Origin of the sequence: Cupriavidus pauculus (genome assembly GCF_008693385.1) — a bacterium.
Classification (GTDB): domain Bacteria; phylum Pseudomonadota; class Gammaproteobacteria; order Burkholderiales; family Burkholderiaceae; genus Cupriavidus; species Cupriavidus pauculus_D.
In genome coordinates this window covers 2992889-3010675 of sequence record NZ_CP044065.1, presented here as the reverse complement: position 1 = coordinate 3010675, position 17787 = coordinate 2992889, and the positions used below count along the sequence as shown (strand labels likewise).

Sequence of the window (17787 nt, the reverse complement as noted above, 5' to 3'; positions counted from 1 at the left end):
CGGCTAACGTCCGAGGGCCGGCGCCGGCAGCGCGCGTGCGTCGCCACTGTGGCCGAAGCGGGCGTGATCGGCGTAATCGACGCCATCGGGGCCATCGACGCCATCGGCCATCTGGAACTGCGCGACCGTTTCACGCAGGCGGCGTGCCTGCTCGTCGAGCGACTGCGCCGCGGCCGCGGCTTCCTCGACCAGCGCCGCGTTCTGCTGCGTCACCTGGTCCATCTGTCCCACCGCGTGGTTGACCTGATCGATGCCGGCGCTTTGCTCCTGCGACGCCGCCGAGATCTCCGCGATGATGTCCGCCACGCGCTTTACCGCCTGACGGATCTCGTCCATCGTCGTACCCATGCGTTGCGCCTGCGCCGAACCGGTCTGCACCGTCGTCGCCGACGCCTCGATCAGCTCCTTGATCTCCTTGGCCGCCGTGGACGAACGTTGCGCGAGGCTGCGCACCTCGCCGGCCACGACCGCGAAGCCGCGGCCCTGCTCGCCGGCACGCGCCGCTTCCACCGCGGCGTTGAGCGCCAGGATGTTCGTCTGGAACGCGATGCCCTCGATCAGGCTCGTGATCTCGGCGATGCGCGCCGAGCTTCCGCTGATCTCGCCCATCGTGCCGACCATCTCGCTGACGGCGAGGCTGCCGGTGTCGGCGACGTCCGCCGCGCTCGTGGCGAGCGCATTGGCCTGCCGCGCATTCTCGGCATTCTGGCGCACCGTGGTGGTCAGCTCTTCCATGCTCGACGCGGTTTCCTCGAGCGACGCGGCCTGCTGTTCGGTACGTGCGGACAGGTCGGTATTGCCGGCCGCGATCTGCGCGGCGGCCACGCCCACCGATTCGCTCGACTGGCGCACGTCGCGCATCGCGTGCGACACGCGCGCGATCAGCGCGTTGAACGCCTGCGCGGTCAGGCCGATCTCGTCGAGGCGGCCGACATGCGCGCGGCGGTCGAGGTCGAGCGATTCGCTCACGTACTCGAGCGTGCGCTGGATATCGTTGAGGCTGCGATGAATGCGGCGGTACAGGGTGACGGCCATCGCGACGAGGAACAGCGCGGTCACGCCGATGACGGCCAGGAACACGCGCACCGTCCAGCGATGCTGCGATTCGTTCTGCAGCACCGCGTCGGCACCGAGCTTCACGTTGTAGGCCAGGTGTTCGTCGATGGCCTTCCGCAGCGAGATGGCGCTCGTGTTGAGCTCGCCGGTGGTCGCCATTTCCTGCGAACCCGCGTAGTCGTTGTTGTTGGACTTGTCGAGGAATTTCACGCGCGCCGCGCGGTAGGCCTTCGCGGCGTCGCGGTCCGCCGCCAGCATCTTGCGGTCCGTCTCGTCGGAGATATCCTCGCGCTCGTATTTCGCGAGCACTTCGTCGAAACGCTTGTCGGCCGCGGCGATCTTCTTCTCGGCGTCGCCCTTGGCGACGATGTCGTCGGTCATGGCGTGGTGGAGCGCGGCCACGCGCATGTCGCTGAACGCATCGACCACGTCGTTCAGGTGCCGCACGCTAGCCAGCGTGTTGTCGTTGAAATACTCGAAACGTTGTTCGGATTTGTTGAGTTGCCAGATTCCGCCCAGCCCGACGAAGAGCAGGGCCAGGATTGCGATGGTGAGCGTAAGGAGCAGACGTTTGCTGATGTTCATGGGGGTTTGACGGCTGAGATGGCCATGGATACCCGGCGGCATGACCATGCACATGCCGGGCGAACGCTCCCATGTTTACGGTTGCGGCGCGGACGGACTTGAGCGCCCCGCGCCGCGATGTCAGGCGGGATACGCGCGCGCGACGATCCGGTCCAGCGTGGCCGGGTCCGCATCGAGCGTGCCGAACACGCGGCCATGCTGGCGGCCGAGGCGGCTGGCGACGAACTGTTCCGCCGATTCGGCATCGGCATGCGCGATCATCAGCGCGGCCTGCGCGGTCAGCACGAGCCCCTGCGCAAAGCGCCGCGCGCCGGCCTCCAGCTGGTCTGGCGCCTCGCGCAGCATCGCCTGCAGCGAGGCGAGCTCGGCGCGCACCGCGGCGTTGCCGTTGGCGCGCCGCGCAAGGTCCTGCAGGATGCGCGCGCCGTCGTCGGGATTGCGCTGCAGGGCGCGCAGCACGTCGAGGCACATGATGTTGCCCGACCCTTCCCAGATCGAGTTGACCGGGGCTTCACGATAAAGCCGTGCCATCGGCCCTTCCTCGACGTAGCCGTTGCCACCCCAGACTTCCATCGCCTCGCCCGTGGCTTCGAGCGCGCGCTTGCAGATCCAGAACTTGGCGGCTGGCGTCAGCACGCGTTTCCAGGCGGCCGCGAGCGGATCTTCGTCGGCGCGCTCGAACGCGTCGGCCAGCGCCATCATCAGCAGCGTGGCCGCTTCGCTCTCGAGAGCCAGGTCGGCCAGCACGTTGCGCATCAGCGGCTGATCGGCGAGCAGTCGGCCGAACGCCATGCGGTGGCGCGCGTGATGCACGGCCTGCACGAGGCCCGCGCGCAGCAGCGCGCTGCTGCCGATCACGCAGTCCAGCCGCGTGTTCGTGGCCATCTCGATGATCGTCGGAATGCCGCGGCCTTCCTCGCCGACGAGGATGCCCGCGGTATCGCGGAACTCGACCTCGCTGCTCGAGTTGGACCGGTTGCCGAGCTTGTCCTTGAGCCGCTGGATCAGGATGGGGTTCTTGCTGCCGTCGTCGCGGAAGCGCGGCACGAAGAAGCACGAGATGGGGCCGTCGGCGGCGCCCATGCGCGCGACCACGAGATGCGCGTCGCACATCGGTGCCGAGAAGAACCACTTGTGGCCCGTCAGCGCATACTCCGCGCCCCGTCCCTCGCCACGCACCGGCAGTGCCACCGTGGTGTTGGCCCGCACGTCGGAGCCGCCCTGTTTCTCGGTCATGCCCATGCCGATCATCATCGACGCCTTGTCGCGCCACGGCAGGTCGCGCGCGTCGTGCTCGCGCGCGAACAGGCGCGGCGCGAGGTCGCCGAACAGCTGTGGCTCCTTCCGCAGCACCGGGATGCTCGCGAACGTCATGGTGATGGGGCAAAGCGACCCCGACTCCACCTGTGCCTGCAGGAAGTAGCCGGCCGTGCGCGCGGCCCACGCCCCCGCGCGCGGCTGCGCGAACGGCAGCGCCTGCAATTGCTCCGCGCGCAGCAGACCGAGCAACGCATGCCATGCGGGCTGGAACGTGACGCTGTCGATACGTTCGCCGGTGCGGTCGTGGGTATGGAGTTCGGGGGGAAGCCGATTGGCCTCGGCTGCCCAATGCTGCACTTCCGGTTCGCCGAGCCGCGCGCCATATGCGGACAGGGCCCCGGCATGCCAGTCGCCACCGAGCCGCGCCAGCGCGGCGCGCAACGCGGGATCGGTCTCGAGCAGGTTGTAGTGCGCAAGGTCCGGTACCTGATTGAACACGCGGTGCGTTTCCGTGGTCATGGCGTCTCCTGAGCGGGCGGCTGGAGCGATGGTACGGCAAGCGGCGCGTTCGAATTGCCGCGGCGCAACAATTCCCCGTCACGGATTCGATATCGGCGTGGAATGCTGTTGAAACAAAATTCCGGGTGGCGGCGCGGCGCCCCTTGTGCTTAAATTCACCCCGTTGGATGAAACAGGGGTGCCGTACGGATGGGCCGTGCGGCTGAGAGAGTCCCTTCGAACCCGATCCGGCTAGTACCGGCGTGGGAAGTTTCAAACAGAACCGAACTGCTCCAGTCCCGCACCGCATGGCAGTCCATGCACCGCAGGACCCCGTCTCAGGCATCCGAGGTCAGACACCCAGTCAGACGCCTCAGGTGACACAGGCTGGCTCACTGGGCTCCTGGTTTCGTCCATCCCCGCAAGAGAGAGGACGATACCCATGGCCCGCACTGCCCCCGCCGCATCCTTCGAATCGCTCGAAAGCGATCTCGACCAGAAATTCGCCTATCCGGCTTCCAGCAAGACGTACATCACGGGCAGCCGCCCCGATGTCCGCGTCCCGCTGCGCACGATCCTGCAGACGTCCACGAAGACCGAGAAGGGCGATATGCCCAACCCGCCGATTCCCGTGTACGACACCTCGGGCCCGTACAGCGATCCGGACGTGCATATCGACCTCAAGGCCGGCCTGCCCCCCGTGCGGGCCAAATGGATCGAGGAGCGCAACGACACGGTGGTGCTGCCGGGCCTGTCGTCCGAGTACGGCCTGGCCCGTGCCAACGACCCCGCCACGGCTCACCTGCGTTTCGCGCAGCTGACCAATCCGCGCCGCGCCAAGCCCGGCGCCAATGTGTCGCAGATGCACTACGCGCGTCGCGGCATCGTCACGCCGGAAATGGAATACGTGGCGCTGCGCGAGTCGCTGAACCTGCAGGCCCTGTACGACAAGGCCGAGTACCGCGCGCTGCTGCGCCAGCATCCGGGCAATGCGCTCGGCGCCGCGCTGCCGCTGCGTCCGGAAGACATCACGCCGGAATTCGTGCGCAAGGAAATTGCCGCGGGCCGCGCGATCATTCCCGCGAACATCAACCACACGGAACTGGAGCCGATGGCGATCGGCCGCAATTTCCGCGTGAAGATCAACGGCAACCTCGGCAATTCGGCGGTGACGTCGTCGCTGGCCGAAGAAGTCGAGAAGATGGTGTGGTCGATCCGCTGGGGCGCCGACACGATCATGGACCTGTCCACGGGCAAGCACATCCATGAGACGCGCGAATGGATCCTGCGCAATTCGCCGGTACCCATCGGCACGGTGCCGATCTACCAGGCGCTGGACAAGACCGGCGGCGTCGCCGAGGACCTGACGTGGGAAATGTTCCGCGACACGTTGATCGAGCAGGCCGAGCAGGGCGTGGACTACTTCACGATCCACGCGGGCGTGCTGCTGCGCTATGTGCCGCTGACCGCCGACCGCGTGACGGGCATCGTCTCGCGCGGTGGCTCGATCATGGCCAAGTGGTGCCTCGCCCACCACAAGGAAAACTTCCTGTACACGCACTTCGACGAGATCTGCGAAATCATGAAGGCGTACGATGTGTCGTTCAGCCTCGGCGACGGCCTGCGTCCGGGTTGCATCGCGGACTCGAACGACGACGCCCAGTTCGGCGAACTGCGCACGCTCGGCGAACTGACCGCCAAGGCGTGGGAGCATGACGTCCAGGTGATGATCGAAGGCCCGGGCCACGTGCCGCTGCAGCGCATCCAGGCCAACATGGACGAGGAACTCAAGCACTGCTACGAGGCCCCGTTCTACACGCTCGGACCGCTGGTCACCGATATCGCTCCGGGCTACGACCACATCACGAGCGGTATCGGTGCCGCCAACATCGGCTGGATGGGCACCGCGATGCTGTGCTACGTCACGCCGAAGGAGCACCTGGGCCTGCCGGACAAGGAAGACGTGCGCGAAGGCATCATCACGTACAAGATCGCGGCGCACGCGGCCGACCTCGCGAAGGGCTGGCCCGGCGCGCAGCTGCGCGACAACGCGCTGTCGAAGGCGCGCTTCGAGTTCCGCTGGGAAGACCAGTTCAACCTGGGCCTGGACCCCGAGCGCGCGCGGTCGTTCCACGACGCCACGCTGCCGGCCGAAGGTGCGAAGATCGCGCACTTCTGCTCGATGTGCGGTCCCAAGTTCTGTTCGATGAAGATCACGCAGGAAGTGCGCGACTACGCCGCGTCCCTGCCGGCCGCGCAGAAGGGCATGGAGGAGAAGTCGATCGAGTTCGTCCGTCAGGGCGGCAAGATCTACTCGTGACGCGATGACCGCTCCGCAGTACTTTGACGTCGCCATTCTCGGCGGTGGCCTGGCCGGGCGGCTCTCCGCCTGGCTGCTGGTGCGCGCCGGCGCGCGCGTGGCCCTCGTCGAGCGTGGCGGCCCCGACGGAACCGGCTCGGCCGCGCACGTCGCGGCCGCGATGCTTGCCCCGCTGGCCGAGTCGGCCATCGCGGAGCGGCGCATCGTCGATCTCGGCGTGGCCAGCCTGACGTTGTGGCGGCGCTGGGTCGAGGAGCTTCCCGAACCCGTGTTCTTCCAGCAGGACGGCACGCTCGTGGTGTGGCATGCGCGCGACCGCGGCGAGCTCGCGATGTTCACGAGCCGTATGCGCGCGGTAGCGCCGCCGGAGATGGTGGCGCGGCAGCTGCGCGCGCTCGACGGGCGCGGCGTGGCCGAGGTGGAACCGGATCTCGCGGGCCGCTTCACGCAAGGCCTGCTGCTGCAGGGCGAGGGGCAGATCGACAATCGCGGCGCGATGCGCGCGCTGCTTGCCTGCGCCGTATCCGAAGGGCTGTATTGCGTCTGGGAAGCGGGCGACATCGACGAACACGCGCTGCCGTCGTTCGGCGTCCATGCGAACGTCGTGCTCGACTGCCGCGGACTGGGCGCGCGTGCCGCATGGCCCGAGGTGGCGGCACCGAACGCGCCGGGCAAGCGCGCGGGCGGGACCATGCCCGGCCTGCGCGGACTGCGCGGCGAAGTCGTGCGCGTGCATGCGCCTGACGTGTCGCTGCACCGGCCCGTGCGGCTGCTGCATCCGCGCTATCCGATCTACATCGCGCCGAAGCCGAACGACCTGTACGTGATCGGCGCGACGGAGATCGAGAGCGAGGACGAGTCGCCGATGAGCGTGCGCTCCGCGCTGGAGCTACTGTCGGCCGCGCATTCGCTGCATCCCGCATTCGGGGAGGCGCGTGTGCTGGAGCTGAACGTGCAGCGCCGGCCGACGCGCCCCGACCATCTGCCGTCGATCCGCGTCGAACAGCAGGCGCGCGTGGTGCGCGTCAATGGCCTGTACCGGCACGGCTGGATGATCTCGCCGGCGGTGACGGAAGCCGCGTGCGAGGTGGTGCGCGCGATGCTGAACGGCGACCTGGCCGCGCACGCGGTGCCTGCCGCCCTGCGCTGGCCCGGCATGATCGAGGCGGTGGACGAGGCAGCCGTCGCGGCAGTCACGCCCGCGGCATCGGTCATCGACGGCGGCGACACGATTCACTGATATCACGCATGATGGAAATTTTGCTCAACGGCCGATCGCTCGAACTCGCCGATGCCGCGACCCTCGCGGACGCGGTGGCGGCGGCCGCCATTGCGCCGCCGTTCGCGGCGGCGGTCAACGGCCAGTTCGTGCCGCGCGCCGCGCATGCGGCGACGCCGCTCTCCGCGGGCGACCAGATCGACCTCGTGCAACCCGTGACCGGAGGCTGAACCATGGCGTTCGAACCCGCCCAATATTCTTCCGATAGCGCGCGCGATCCGTTCGTGCTCTATGGGGAGTCGTTCGCGTCGCGGCTGCTGCTCGGCACCGCGCGCTACCCGTCGCCGGCGACGCTGGAGGCCGCGATCGAGGCCTCGCGTCCCGCGATGATCACCGTGGCGCTGCGCCGCCAGAGCGCCGTGGGCAGCGGCGAGGGCCAGACCCTCGGCGGCCAGTCGTTCTGGCAGATGCTGCGCACGCTCGGCGTGCCCGTGCTGCCCAATACCGCGGGCTGCTTTACCGCGCAGGAAGTCATCAACACCGCGATGATGGCGCGCGAGGTCTTCGAGACCGACTGGATCAAGCTCGAGCTGATCGGCGACGACTACACGCTGCAGCCCGACACGCTGAACCTGCCGTCGGTGGCCGAGACGCTGATTCGCGAGGGCTTCAAGGTGCTGCCGTACTGCACCGAGGACCTCGTGCTGTGCCGCCGCCTCGTCGATGTGGGCTGCCAGGCGCTGATGCCGTGGGGCGCGCCGATCGGCACGGGCCGCGGCGCGATCAATCCGCTCGCGATGCGCACGCTGCGCGAACGCCTGCCCGACACGCCGCTGATCGTCGATGCGGGCCTGGGCCTGCCGTCGCACGCGGCGCAGGTGCTCGAGTGGGGCTACGACGGCGTACTGCTGAACACCGCGGTCGCGCAGGCCGCCTATCCCGTGAACATGGCGCGCGCGTTCGCGCAGGCCGTGGAAGCGGGCCGCACCGCCTACCTCGCCGGCCCGATTCCCGAGCGCGATGTCGCGCAGGCGAGCACGCCCGTGGTCGGCATGCCGTTCTGGCATGCGGCTGGCGCGGAGGACCGCGCATGACGCGACAGGGAGCCCTTTCCGCTGGCGTCGCCGCCGTCATCGACGACGACCTTCACCGGGCGTTGCTCGCGCGCTTCGGCGCGACATTCGGACGTGACGAGGCACCGTGGCGCGCATGGCCGCTGGCCCGCTCGTCATCCCTGCCTGCGCTCGCGCCGCACGATATCGTGCTTGCCGAAGACGAGCCAGCCGACGACGTGATCGCGCGCGTGGCCGCCGCCGGCGCGACGCTGATCGCCACCGAACGCGAAGGCGGCCGCTGGATCGACACCGTGCGCTCGCCGATGGGCACGTGGGTGCTCGATTCGCAGGCGGACAGCGACGCCCCGCATGCGCCGGCGTTCGTCGCCGTGCTGCTGGCGGCGCGCGCCCTGCACTTCCCCGCGCACGATGCGCTGTGCCTGGCACGCGCATGGCAGGGGAGCGCCGAAACGTGGCCGGCGGACTTCGCGCGGTTTCCGCGCGTGCGTCACGCCGCGCTGGCCGCGCCAGAGCAGTTGCCGCCGCCGTTCGCGCCGTGCCCGGCCGATCTCGGCCTCTATGCGGTGGTGCCGACGGCCGACTGGATCGAGCGGCTCGTGCCGCTTGGCGTGCCGACCGTGCAGCTGCGCTTCAAGTCGCCCGATGAGGCGGCCGTGCGCGCCGAGGTGGAGCGCGCCGCGCGCGCGGCCAGGGGATCGTCCTCGCGGCTGTTCATCAACGACCACTGGCGCGTGACCATCGACCTGCACAGGCAGCTGGGCGGCGACAGCGGCATCTACGGCATCCACCTCGGACAGGAGGACCTCGACGTGGCGGACCTCGATGCCATTCGCGCGTCGGGCCTGCGGCTCGGCGTTTCCACGCACGGCTACGCCGAAATGCTGCGCGTGGCCGCGATCTCGCCGAGCTACCTCGCGCTCGGCGCGATCTTCCCGACCACCACCAAGATCATGCCGACCGCCCCGCAGGGCATGGGGCGCTTCCAGGCCTACGTCAAGCTGATGCAACCCGTCATGCCGGCGCTGGTCGGCATCGGCGGCGTCAACGAAAGCAACCTGCACGAAGTGCTGGACGTGGGTGTGGGCAGCGCGGCCGTGGTGCGCGCGATCACCGAGGCCACGGACGTGCCGGCCGCCGTCACGCGGCTCAAGGCGATGTTCGAACGCTGATTGCGGCGGCGCCGCGCCCGGGTACTGGAGCGCGGCGCCGATTGCGATATCCTCTGACTCGCGCAAGGCGGACCAGAGTTCCGCAGCGCGGAACTCTGAGAGGATGCACGTTTTGGACACGCAGATCATGCCGGCCGCGCCCGGGACCCCCGACCGCCCTTATTTCGGTATCGACGTACCGCTGATGCGCCTGCTCGGGCTGCAGCCGATGCATATGGAAGAGGGCCTGTGCCGCACGCGGCTGCCGGCCAGCGACAAGATCGTGAACAGCCGGGGCGACGTGCATGGCGGCACGCTGATGGCCGTGCTCGATTTCACGCTGAGCGGGGCCGCGCGTTCGCATGCGCCGCTCGAAGTCGGCGTGATCACCATCGACATGTCGACGCACTTTCTGGCCGGCGCGCGCGGCGAGCTGACCTTCGAGGCCCGCCTGATCCGCCGTGGCGCCAAGATCGCGTTCTGCGACGGCGAGGCGAAGGACGCCAGCGGTAACGTGGTGTGCGTGGCGCGCGCGGCGTTCAAGCTCGTGCCCATGTCCGCGGGCGGGAACTAGGCGCGGCGATAGACCGCAAGAAAGCGCGCGCGCTCGGTAATGCCGTAATCGCCGGGCGCGTACTGCATCAGCCAGTCGCCGGCTTTCCCGTGCAGCACGTCGCCGCCGGCGGACCGCGCTATCGAGAACGGCACCGGCATCTCCTTCGCCAGCACCGGGACAGGCTTGTTGCGATAGGCACCGGGCTGGTCCGGCACCGCGTCGTAACGCGCATCGAAGCGGTCGCGCGAAACGCACCAGCGGTCGCCCGTGCTGCCCGTGACGATCGCGTCGCCCACGCGATAGCGGTTCGGTCCCTCGCGGCTGACGAGCTCGCCGGGTTCGGCGGCAAATTCCACCCGCACCGTTTCTTCCTTCACGTACAGCGCGGCGGCGGCGTCGTGCCGCAGGTCGATGTTGTCCAGCAGGGTCATGATGTCAGCCCAGCGCGCGCGGCGCGAACGAATGGTTGAGCGGGCCGTTGCCGGTACCGAGGCGTAGCGAGGCGCCGGCCGCGATCGCGGCGGCGACATAGTCGAGCGCGGTGGCCACCGCGTCCTCGAGGCTGTCGCCCCGCGCGAGTTGCGAGGCGGTTGCCGCCGCGAGCGTGCAGCCCGTGCCGTGCAGATTCGGCGTGTCGATGCGCGGATGCGAGAACACGCGGACCTTGCCGTCGGCGGTCATCAGCAGGTCGTCCAGCTGGCTGCCCTCGCCATCCTCGAGGTGTCCGCCCTTGAGCAGCACCGCGCGGCAGCCGAGTGCCAGCAGTGCTTCCGCGGCGCCCTCCATGTCCGCGCGCCGCGCGACACGGCGGCCCAGCAGGTACGAGGCCTCGGGCAGATTCGGCGTGACGAGCATCGCGCGCGGAAACAGCAGCCGTACCATCGCCTGGCTCGTGGCGTCGTCGGAGAGCGCGGCCCCGGACGTGGAGATCATGACGGGGTCGACCACGAGCCGGCGGATCGCGTGGCGATCGACGGCATCGGCCACGGCCTCGACGATCGCGGCCGTGCCCAGCATGCCGGTCTTGGCCGCGTCCACGCCGATATCGCCGGCCACGGCATCGATCTGCGCGGCGACCATGTCGGCCGGAATCGCGTGCACGCCCGTGACGCCGAGCGTGTTCTGCGCGGTGATCGCGGTAATCGCGCTCATGCCGAAGCAGCCGAGCGCCGCAAAGGTCTTGAGGTCCGCCTGGATGCCGGCGCCGCCACCGGAATCGGAGCCGGCGATGGTCAGGGTGCGGGGTGGCTGGGACATGGAGAAAAAAAAAGGGGTTTGGCGACACGGCGCCGCCGGGCACGCTACAATACCGCCACTCCGAGGAGCGTTGCAACGGATGACCCCCGCGTCATTCGCCAGGCTCGGATGTCTTCAACGGCGCTCGCTGATCCGTGGCACTCACGGAGGCGAGTCGACATTTCAGTCCGCAGTCCGCAGTTCTGGCTGCCCGGGGCTATTTTCCCACTCGTCACCGTCGCCACTCTTCACCCGGAGTGAACATGAACGCCGTGACCGATCTCAAGCAGGATTACATCGTCGCCGATATCAAACTTGCAGGCTGGGGCCGCAAGGAAATCGCGATCGCCGAAACCGAAATGCCGGGCCTGATGGCCATTCGCGACGAATTCGCCGCCGCGCAGCCGCTCAAGGGCGCACGCATCGCCGGCTCGCTGCACATGACCATCCAGACCGCCGTGCTGATCGAGACGCTGGCCGCGCTGGGCGCCGACGTGCGCTGGGCCTCGTGCAACATCTTCTCGACCCAGGACCACGCCGCCGCCGCGATCGCCGCATCGGGCACGCCGGTGTTCGCGTTCAAGGGCGAGTCGCTCAAGGAATACTGGGACTTCACGCACCGCATCTTCGACTGGGCGGACGGCGGCACCCCGAACATGATCCTCGACGACGGCGGCGACGCCACGCTGCTGCTGCACCTCGGCGCGCGCGCGGAGAAGGATGCCTCGCTGATCGCCAAGCCGACCAGCGAAGAAGAGACGTTCCTGTTCGCCGCGATCAAGGAAAAGCTGGCCAAGGATCCGGGCTGGTATAGCCGGAACCTGGAAGCGATCCGCGGCGTGACCGAAGAAACGACGACGGGCGTGCACCGCCTGTACCAGATGGCGCAGCGCGGCGAACTCAAGTTCCCGGCCATCAACGTCAACGACTCGGTGACCAAGAGCAAGTTCGACAACCTGTACGGCTGCCGCGAGTCGCTCGTGGACGGCATCAAGCGCGCCACCGACGTGATGATCGCCGGCAAGGTCGCGATCGTGGCCGGCTACGGCGACGTGGGCAAGGGCAGCGCCCAGGCGCTGCGCGCGCTGTCGGCACAGGTGTGGGTCACGGAAATCGACCCGATCTGCGCACTGCAGGCCGCGATGGAAGGCTACCGTGTGGTGACGATGGACTACGCCGCCGAGCACGGCGACATCTTCGTGACCTGCACGGGCAACTACCACGTGATCACGCATGAGCACATGGTCAAGATGAAGGACCAGGCCATCGTCTGCAACATCGGCCACTTCGACAACGAAATCGATATCGCGTCGGTCGAGAAGTACCAGTGGGACGAGATCAAGCCGCAGGTGGATCACGTGATCTTCCCGGACGGCAAGAAGATCATCATCCTGGCCAAGGGCCGCCTCGTGAACCTCGGCTGCGCCACGGGCCACCCGTCGTACGTGATGAGCAGCTCGTTCGCCAACCAGACGATCGCGCAGATCGAACTCTGGCAGGAGCGCGACAGCGGCAAGTACCCGGTGGGCGTCTACACGCTGCCGAAGCACCTCGACGAGAAGGTCGCCCGCCTGCAGCTGAAGAAGCTCAACGCGCAGCTGACCGAGCTGACCGAGCAGCAGGCCGCGTACATCGGCGTGAAGAAGGAAGGCCCGTACAAGGCCGACCACTATCGCTACTGATCGATCCCGATCGATCGCGTAGTGTCCGGACCGCCCGCGGCGGTCCGGACACACCGAAGTCCCGCGTTCGCGCATCCCCTTAGCAAGGAGTCGATATGAGATTGCTGGCCGTCTGGATCATCAATGCGGCGTCGCTGTTCCTCGTGGGCAACGTCATCAACGGGATCGAACTCGGTGGCTTCGGTTCGGCGATGATCGCCGCGCTGGTGCTGGGTCTCGTCAATACGCTGATCCGGCCGATCCTCGTGATCCTCACGCTTCCGGTCACGCTGCTGACGCTGGGCCTGTTCATTTTCATCATCAACGCGCTGCTGTTCCTGTTCGTCGGCAATCTGCTGCAAGGCTTTGTCGTGCAGGGCTTCGGTGCCGCGCTGCTCGGGTCCATCCTGTACAGCGTGATCTCGTGGATCCTGTCCAGCCTGTTGCTGCGGGATCGAGACTGACCCATGACTGACCGTTACTACAGCTTCGAATTCTTCCCGCCCAAGACCGCCGAGGGCGCGGAGAAACTGCGCAATACGCGCGCGCAGCTGGCGCCGCTGCAGCCGAAGTACATCTCGGTGACGTTCGGCGCCGGCGGCACCACGCAACAGGGCACGCTCGATGCCGTGCTGGAGATCCAGCGCGAGGGCATCGATGCCGCGCCCCATCTGTCGTGCGTGGGTTCCTCGCGCGACAGCATTCGCCAGATCCTCAATACCTACCGCGAGGCGGGCATCCGCCATATCGTGGCGCTGCGCGGCGACCTGCCGTCCGGCATGGGCGAGATCGGCGAGTTCCGCTACGCCAACGAGCTCGTGGCCTTTATCCGCGAGGAGACGGGCAACTGGTTCCATATCGAGGTGGCGGCGTATCCCGAATACCACCCGCAGGCGCGCTCGCCGCGTCACGACCTCGACAACTTCGTGCGCAAGGTCAAGGCCGGCGCCGACTCCGCGATCACGCAGTATTTCTTCAACGCCGACGCGTATTTCCGCTTCGTCGATGACGTGCGCGCGCAGGGCGTGGAAGTGCCGATCGTGCCGGGCATCATGCCGATCACGAACTACTCGCAGCTGATGCGTTTCTCCGAGATGTGCGGCGCCGAAGTGCCGCGCTGGGTGGCGAAGCGGCTCGAGGGGTTCGGCGACGATCGCGAGTCGATCCGCGCGTTCGGCCTCGACGTGATTACCGCGCTGTGCGAGCGCCTGCTCGCGGCCGGCGTGCCGGGCCTGCATTTCTACACGCTGAACACCGCGGGCGCCACCAAGGCGATCTGGGAACGGCTGAAGCTGTAAGCGCGCCGCCCCGGGGGCGCGTCAGATCGTCCCGGTCTCGGTGACGATCCACGCCATCGGCAGGTCGTGTGCCGCTGCCTCCAGCGGCACGCGGCACGCCTCGAAGCCGATGCCGATCGCCACGGGTCGTGGCGACATGGCCGCGAGCGTGCGGTCGTAGAAGCCGCCTCCATAGCCGAGGCGGAACTTATCGGCGCTGAATCCGACACAGGGAATGATCAGTGCGTCGGGCGATGCCGCCTCGGTGCCATCGGGTACCGGAATGCCGTAGCGCCCCTCGCGCATCGGCGTGTCGGGCGTCCACAGATGGAAATCGAGCGGCGTGGCCGGCGCGCTGACCACGGGCAGCGCCGCGCGCCGCCCGGGCATGCCGCCGAGCCAGCGCGTCACGACCGCGCGCGCGTCGTATTCCTGCTGAATCGGCCAATAGAATCCCACGCAGTGCACGGCAAGGCGCTCGAGCAGTTCGGCGAGTGCCTCGGCGATGTGTGCATCGGCGGTGGCACGGTCGGGCAGCGACGCCCGCCGTGCCAGCAGCCGTGCGCGCAGCGCACGGCGGTCTTCGGGCGCGACGGGCCCGGACGCGGGGAATAGAGGGCTGTCGGGCGGGTTGTCTGGCGCTTTGGCGGGGGGCATGGCGTGCAATAATGTTCGGCCAAATGTCTGGTTCCGGTCCGATTTCGATCGCAGACCCGAACCCATACCAATTCCGGCGGCGCGGTCAGCGGCGAGTGCAAGAGCGAGCACCCGTGACCGCGTGCCATCGACGAGGAAGACGAAGCATGTTCAAGGGAGTATATCTGCGCCACGTGGGGCGTGCCGCATGGATCGCATTCGTGGGCGGTCTGTCGGGTGCGCTGCTGACCACCCCGGTATATGCGCAGAAACGCCCGGCAGCCGCCGCCCCGGCTCCGGTGCTCACGATTCCGAGCAATCCCGACGACGCGTTCGTCGCGCTGCGCGAGGCCTCGCGCAAGAACGACGCGGACCGCGCGGCCACGCTGTCGGCGGCGCTGGTCGACTATCCGATTCCGTCGTACGTCGAATACTTCCGCATCAAGCCCCAGATGTTCGATGCCAGTGGCCTCGCGCGCATCGATGCGCCCGACGAGCAGGTGCGCACGTTCCTCCAGCGGTACCAGGGCGAGGCGATCGCCGACCGCATGCGCAACGACTGGCTGCTGGTGCTGGGCAAGAAGCGAGACTGGGCCAACTTCGACGCCGAGTATCCGAAGTTCGTGCTCAAGGACGACACGCAGGTGGAGTGCTATGCGCTGCTGTCGCGCGCGCTCAAGGGGCAGAACGTCGCGGCCGAGTCGCGCGCGGCGCTCTCCGACGTGCGTTACTACGGCGAGGGCTGCGTCGATCTGATCGGCTACCTCGCGCAGAGCCAGCAGATCCAGCGCAGCGATGTCGCGTTCCAGGCGCGGCAGGCGCTCGAGCAGAACTACACGACGCTGGCCGCGCGCATCGCCGCGACCGCGCCCGACTCGCGCGGCGACAGTGACACGCTGGCCACCATCGTCAAGATGGCGCGCAACGATCCGTCGCAGGCGGCCGCCTATCTGAACGCGAGCGCGGCGAGCCTGTCGCGCGACGAGCAGGGCGCGGCATGGGGCGTGGTGGGCCAGTATGCGGCGAAGAAGCTCGCGCCCGAGGCGGCCGGCTATTTCCGCCGCCAGATCGACCTCGGCGGCAACCAGTGGCTTTCCGATGAAACGCAGGAATGGCGCGTGCGCGCGGCGCTGCGCCAGGGCGACTGGCGCCAGGTGCGTCAGTCGATCGAACTGATGCGTCCGGAGCTGCGCGCCAAGGATCCGGCATGGACCTACTGGTACGGCCGTTCGCTGGCCGCCGACAAGCGTCCGGACGAGGCCCGCGCGCAGTTCGAGTCGATTGCCGGCCAGTTCAATTTCTACGGCCAGCTGGCCAGCGAGGAACTCGGCAATCGTATCTCGCTGCCGGCCCGCACGGCGGTCAGCGACGCCGAGGCGATGGCCATGCGCACGCGCCCCGGTTTCGTGCGCGCCCAGAAGTTCTATGACCTGAACCTGCGCTTCGAGGGCAACCGCGAGTGGAACTGGGAGCTGCGCGGTATGAGCGACCGCGAACTGATCGCCGCCGCCGACTACGCGCGCCGCATCGAGCTGCTGGACCGCGCCGTGAACACCGCCGACCGCACGCGCACCGAGCACGACTTCGCGCTGCGCTTCCTGATGCCGTACCGCGACATCATGCAGCGCGCGACCGACGACGTGGGCCTCGACATGGCATGGGCGTATGGCCTGATCCGCCAGGAATCGCGCTTCATCATGAATGCACGATCCTCCGCGGGCGCGCATGGCCTGATGCAGGTCATGCCCGCTACCGCGAAGTATGTGGCGCGCAAGATCGGCATGAACGACTTCTCGCCGTCGATGATGGGGGATCCCAATATCAATATCCTGCTCGGTACGAATTACATGAGCATGGTATTGACGGATCTGGACAGTTCGTGGACGCTGGCCTCCGCGGCCTATAACGCGGGCCCGGGACGGCCGAAGAACTGGCGCAGTTCGCTGAACCGTACCGTGGAAGGCGCGATCTTTGCAGAGACGATCCCGTTCACGGAAACGCGAACTTATGTGAAGAATGTGCTCTCCAATGCGACGTACTATGCTGCATTGATGAGTGGCCGTTCCCAGTCGCTCAAGGATCGCCTGGGTTCGGTTGCACCGTCTTCGGTCACGACCACCAGCCTGCCCTGATGGCTGGCTCCGTGATCGCATGACTGTCTTGTAGACCAGCGACACGGAGCCAACCATGCAGACCAGCAATGTCCTCGTCATCGGGGGCGCCGGTTTCATCGGCAGTCACCTCATCTCGCGCCTGGCCGGCGCGGCCTCGGCGTCGGGCGCACCGCTCGACCCCACCTCCAATCCCGATAGTCCCATCGCGCCCGAGCGCATTCTCGCGGGGTCGCGCAACCTCGAGCACGCGCAGCACCTGTTGCTGCTGCCGCGCGTGGAAGTGGTGGAGCTCGGGCTCGCCGATGGCGCCGCGCTCGACGACGCGATCGGTTCGCTCGGTGTCGATGGCATCGTCGTGAACCTCGTCGGCGTGCTGCATGGCGAGCGCGGCGATCCGTACGGCGAAGCGTTTGCCACCGCGCACGTGGAGATGCCGCGGCAGATCGTCGAGTCCTGCCAGCGCACCGGCGTTCGCCGCCTGCTCCATATGAGCGCACTCGGCGCGGACAGCGCGGGCCCCTCGATGTACCTGCGCAGCAAGGGCGATGGCGAACGCATCGTGCGCGAGTCGGGCCTCGACTGGACCGTGTTCCGCCCCTCCGTCGTGTTCGGTCCCGACGACCATTTCCTGAACCTCTTCGCGCAGATGCAGCAGATGGCGCCCGTGGTGCCGCTCGCCTGCGCCCATGCGCGCTTCCAGCCCGTGTTCGTGCAGGACGTCGTGCAGGCCTTCCTGAATGCGATGGTCACGCCGCAGACTATCGGGCATGCATACGATCTGGGCGGTCCGCAGGTCTATACGCTCGAGGAACTCGTGCGCTTCGCGGGCCGCGCCTCGGGGCATCCGCGTCCCGTCATCGCGCTGCCGGACGCGCTCGCGCGCGTGCAGGCCGCGGTGCTGGAGCATATGCCGGGCGGGCCGGTGATGACGCGCGACAACCTCGACTCGATGCGGCTCGACAACGTCCTGGAAGCGCCGCTCGCGCACGAGCTGAACCTGCGTCCGGCGAGCCTCGAATCGGTCATGACGGATGTGCTGGCCGGCCGCAATCGCGAAGAGCAGCTACAGGTCATGCGCGGGAGCGTCCACCGCTGATGTGAGTCCCGCTCACACCGTTGCGAGCGCAATTCATTTGATGGCTGCC

The 17787-nt window shown here is 67.9% G+C and carries 16 protein-coding genes and 2 riboswitches; of the genes, 11 read left to right on the top strand and 5 right to left on the bottom strand.

The features are described 5' to 3' along the window. Nucleotides 1-3: 3 nt before the first annotated feature. Both FOB72_RS13810 and FOB72_RS13805 read right to left on the bottom strand, forming a co-directional pair. A complete protein-coding gene (locus tag FOB72_RS13810) occupies nucleotides 4-1641 on the bottom strand; it encodes a methyl-accepting chemotaxis protein (protein WP_150373055.1) in 1638 nt (545 codons plus the stop codon). Between the two features lie 120 nt (nucleotides 1642-1761). Next, nucleotides 1762-3420: an acyl-CoA dehydrogenase family protein gene (locus tag FOB72_RS13805; RefSeq protein WP_150373053.1), complete on the bottom strand. Its 1659-nt coding sequence runs from the start codon at nucleotides 3418-3420 to the stop codon at nucleotides 1762-1764. Between the two features lie 164 nt (nucleotides 3421-3584). Next, a riboswitch (TPP riboswitch) is annotated at nucleotides 3585-3686 on the top strand. A gap of 149 nt (nucleotides 3687-3835) precedes the next feature. Between FOB72_RS13805 and thiC the strand changes: the two genes are divergently transcribed. From thiC to FOB72_RS13775, 6 genes are all read left to right on the top strand, one after another. Next, nucleotides 3836-5719 carry a phosphomethylpyrimidine synthase ThiC gene (gene thiC / locus FOB72_RS13800; RefSeq protein WP_191002246.1) on the top strand — a complete coding sequence of 628 codons (1884 nt, stop codon included), beginning with the start codon at nucleotides 3836-3838 and terminating at the stop codon, nucleotides 5717-5719. A gap of 4 nt (nucleotides 5720-5723) precedes the next feature. After that, nucleotides 5724-6959 (top strand): FAD-dependent oxidoreductase, encoded by a 1236-nt coding sequence (locus FOB72_RS13795; RefSeq protein ID WP_150373049.1) that lies wholly within the window; start codon nucleotides 5724-5726, stop codon nucleotides 6957-6959. An 11-nt stretch (nucleotides 6960-6970) separates the two neighbouring features. Next, nucleotides 6971-7168, top strand: a complete 198-nt coding sequence (gene thiS, locus FOB72_RS13790; protein WP_150373907.1) for a sulfur carrier protein ThiS — start codon at nucleotides 6971-6973, stop codon at nucleotides 7166-7168. 3 nt (nucleotides 7169-7171) lie between these two features. Beyond that, nucleotides 7172-8032 carry a thiazole synthase gene (locus tag FOB72_RS13785; RefSeq protein WP_150373047.1) on the top strand — a complete coding sequence of 287 codons (861 nt, stop codon included), beginning with the start codon at nucleotides 7172-7174 and terminating at the stop codon, nucleotides 8030-8032. Beyond that, on the top strand, nucleotides 8029-9183 hold the full coding sequence (locus tag FOB72_RS13780) for a thiamine phosphate synthase (protein ID WP_150373046.1): 1155 nt from the start codon (nucleotides 8029-8031) through the stop codon (nucleotides 9181-9183). Before FOB72_RS13785 ends, FOB72_RS13780 begins: the two co-directional genes overlap by 4 nt. A 127-nt stretch (nucleotides 9184-9310) precedes the next feature. After that, the gene (locus FOB72_RS13775) at nucleotides 9311-9736 is read left to right on the top strand and encodes a PaaI family thioesterase (RefSeq protein WP_411859834.1); all 426 of its coding nucleotides are present in this window, start codon (nucleotides 9311-9313) and stop codon (nucleotides 9734-9736) included. Here FOB72_RS13775 and FOB72_RS13770 read toward each other — a convergent pair. Next, nucleotides 9733-10149, bottom strand: coding sequence for a PGDYG domain-containing protein (locus FOB72_RS13770; protein ID WP_150373043.1), 417 nt, complete (start codon nucleotides 10147-10149; stop codon nucleotides 9733-9735). The two genes, FOB72_RS13775 and FOB72_RS13770, sit on opposite strands and share 4 nt — an antisense overlap. Before the next feature lie 4 nt (nucleotides 10150-10153). Further along, nucleotides 10154-10975, bottom strand: a complete 822-nt coding sequence (gene thiD / locus FOB72_RS13765; RefSeq protein WP_150373041.1) for a bifunctional hydroxymethylpyrimidine kinase/phosphomethylpyrimidine kinase — start codon at nucleotides 10973-10975, stop codon at nucleotides 10154-10156. A 56-nt stretch (nucleotides 10976-11031) separates the two neighbouring features. Beyond that, nucleotides 11032-11108: riboswitch (S-adenosyl-L-homocysteine riboswitch) on the top strand. A gap of 109 nt (nucleotides 11109-11217) precedes the next feature. Between thiD and ahcY the strand changes: the two genes are divergently transcribed. The 3 genes from ahcY to metF all read left to right on the top strand — a co-directional run bounded on the left by ahcY (nucleotide 11218) and on the right by metF (nucleotide 13913). Then, complete coding sequence (ahcY, locus tag FOB72_RS13760; RefSeq protein WP_150373040.1) at nucleotides 11218-12636, top strand: adenosylhomocysteinase; 1419 nt, start codon at nucleotides 11218-11220, stop codon at nucleotides 12634-12636. Nucleotides 12637-12731: 95 nt separating this feature from the next. Further along, a complete protein-coding gene (locus tag FOB72_RS13755; RefSeq protein WP_150373038.1) occupies nucleotides 12732-13079 on the top strand; it encodes a phage holin family protein in 348 nt (115 codons plus the stop codon). A gap of 3 nt (nucleotides 13080-13082) precedes the next feature. Then, complete coding sequence (metF, locus tag FOB72_RS13750; RefSeq protein ID WP_150373036.1) at nucleotides 13083-13913, top strand: methylenetetrahydrofolate reductase [NAD(P)H]; 831 nt, start codon at nucleotides 13083-13085, stop codon at nucleotides 13911-13913. A 21-nt stretch (nucleotides 13914-13934) separates the two neighbouring features. Here the strand turns inward: metF and FOB72_RS13745 are convergent, their stop codons facing one another. Next, nucleotides 13935-14549: a 5-formyltetrahydrofolate cyclo-ligase gene (locus FOB72_RS13745; protein ID WP_150373034.1), complete on the bottom strand. Its 615-nt coding sequence runs from the start codon at nucleotides 14547-14549 to the stop codon at nucleotides 13935-13937. A 146-nt stretch (nucleotides 14550-14695) separates the two neighbouring features. Here FOB72_RS13745 and FOB72_RS13740 point away from each other — a divergent pair, with 146 nt between their 5' ends. Next, the gene (locus tag FOB72_RS13740) at nucleotides 14696-16660 is read left to right on the top strand and encodes a lytic transglycosylase domain-containing protein (protein WP_150373032.1); all 1965 of its coding nucleotides are present in this window, start codon (nucleotides 14696-14698) and stop codon (nucleotides 16658-16660) included. Between the two features lie 55 nt (nucleotides 16661-16715). Continuing rightward, nucleotides 16716-17738 carry a complex I NDUFA9 subunit family protein gene (locus tag FOB72_RS13735; RefSeq protein WP_150373030.1) on the top strand — a complete coding sequence of 341 codons (1023 nt, stop codon included), beginning with the start codon at nucleotides 16716-16718 and terminating at the stop codon, nucleotides 17736-17738. Nucleotides 17739-17787: the final 49 nt, after the last annotated feature.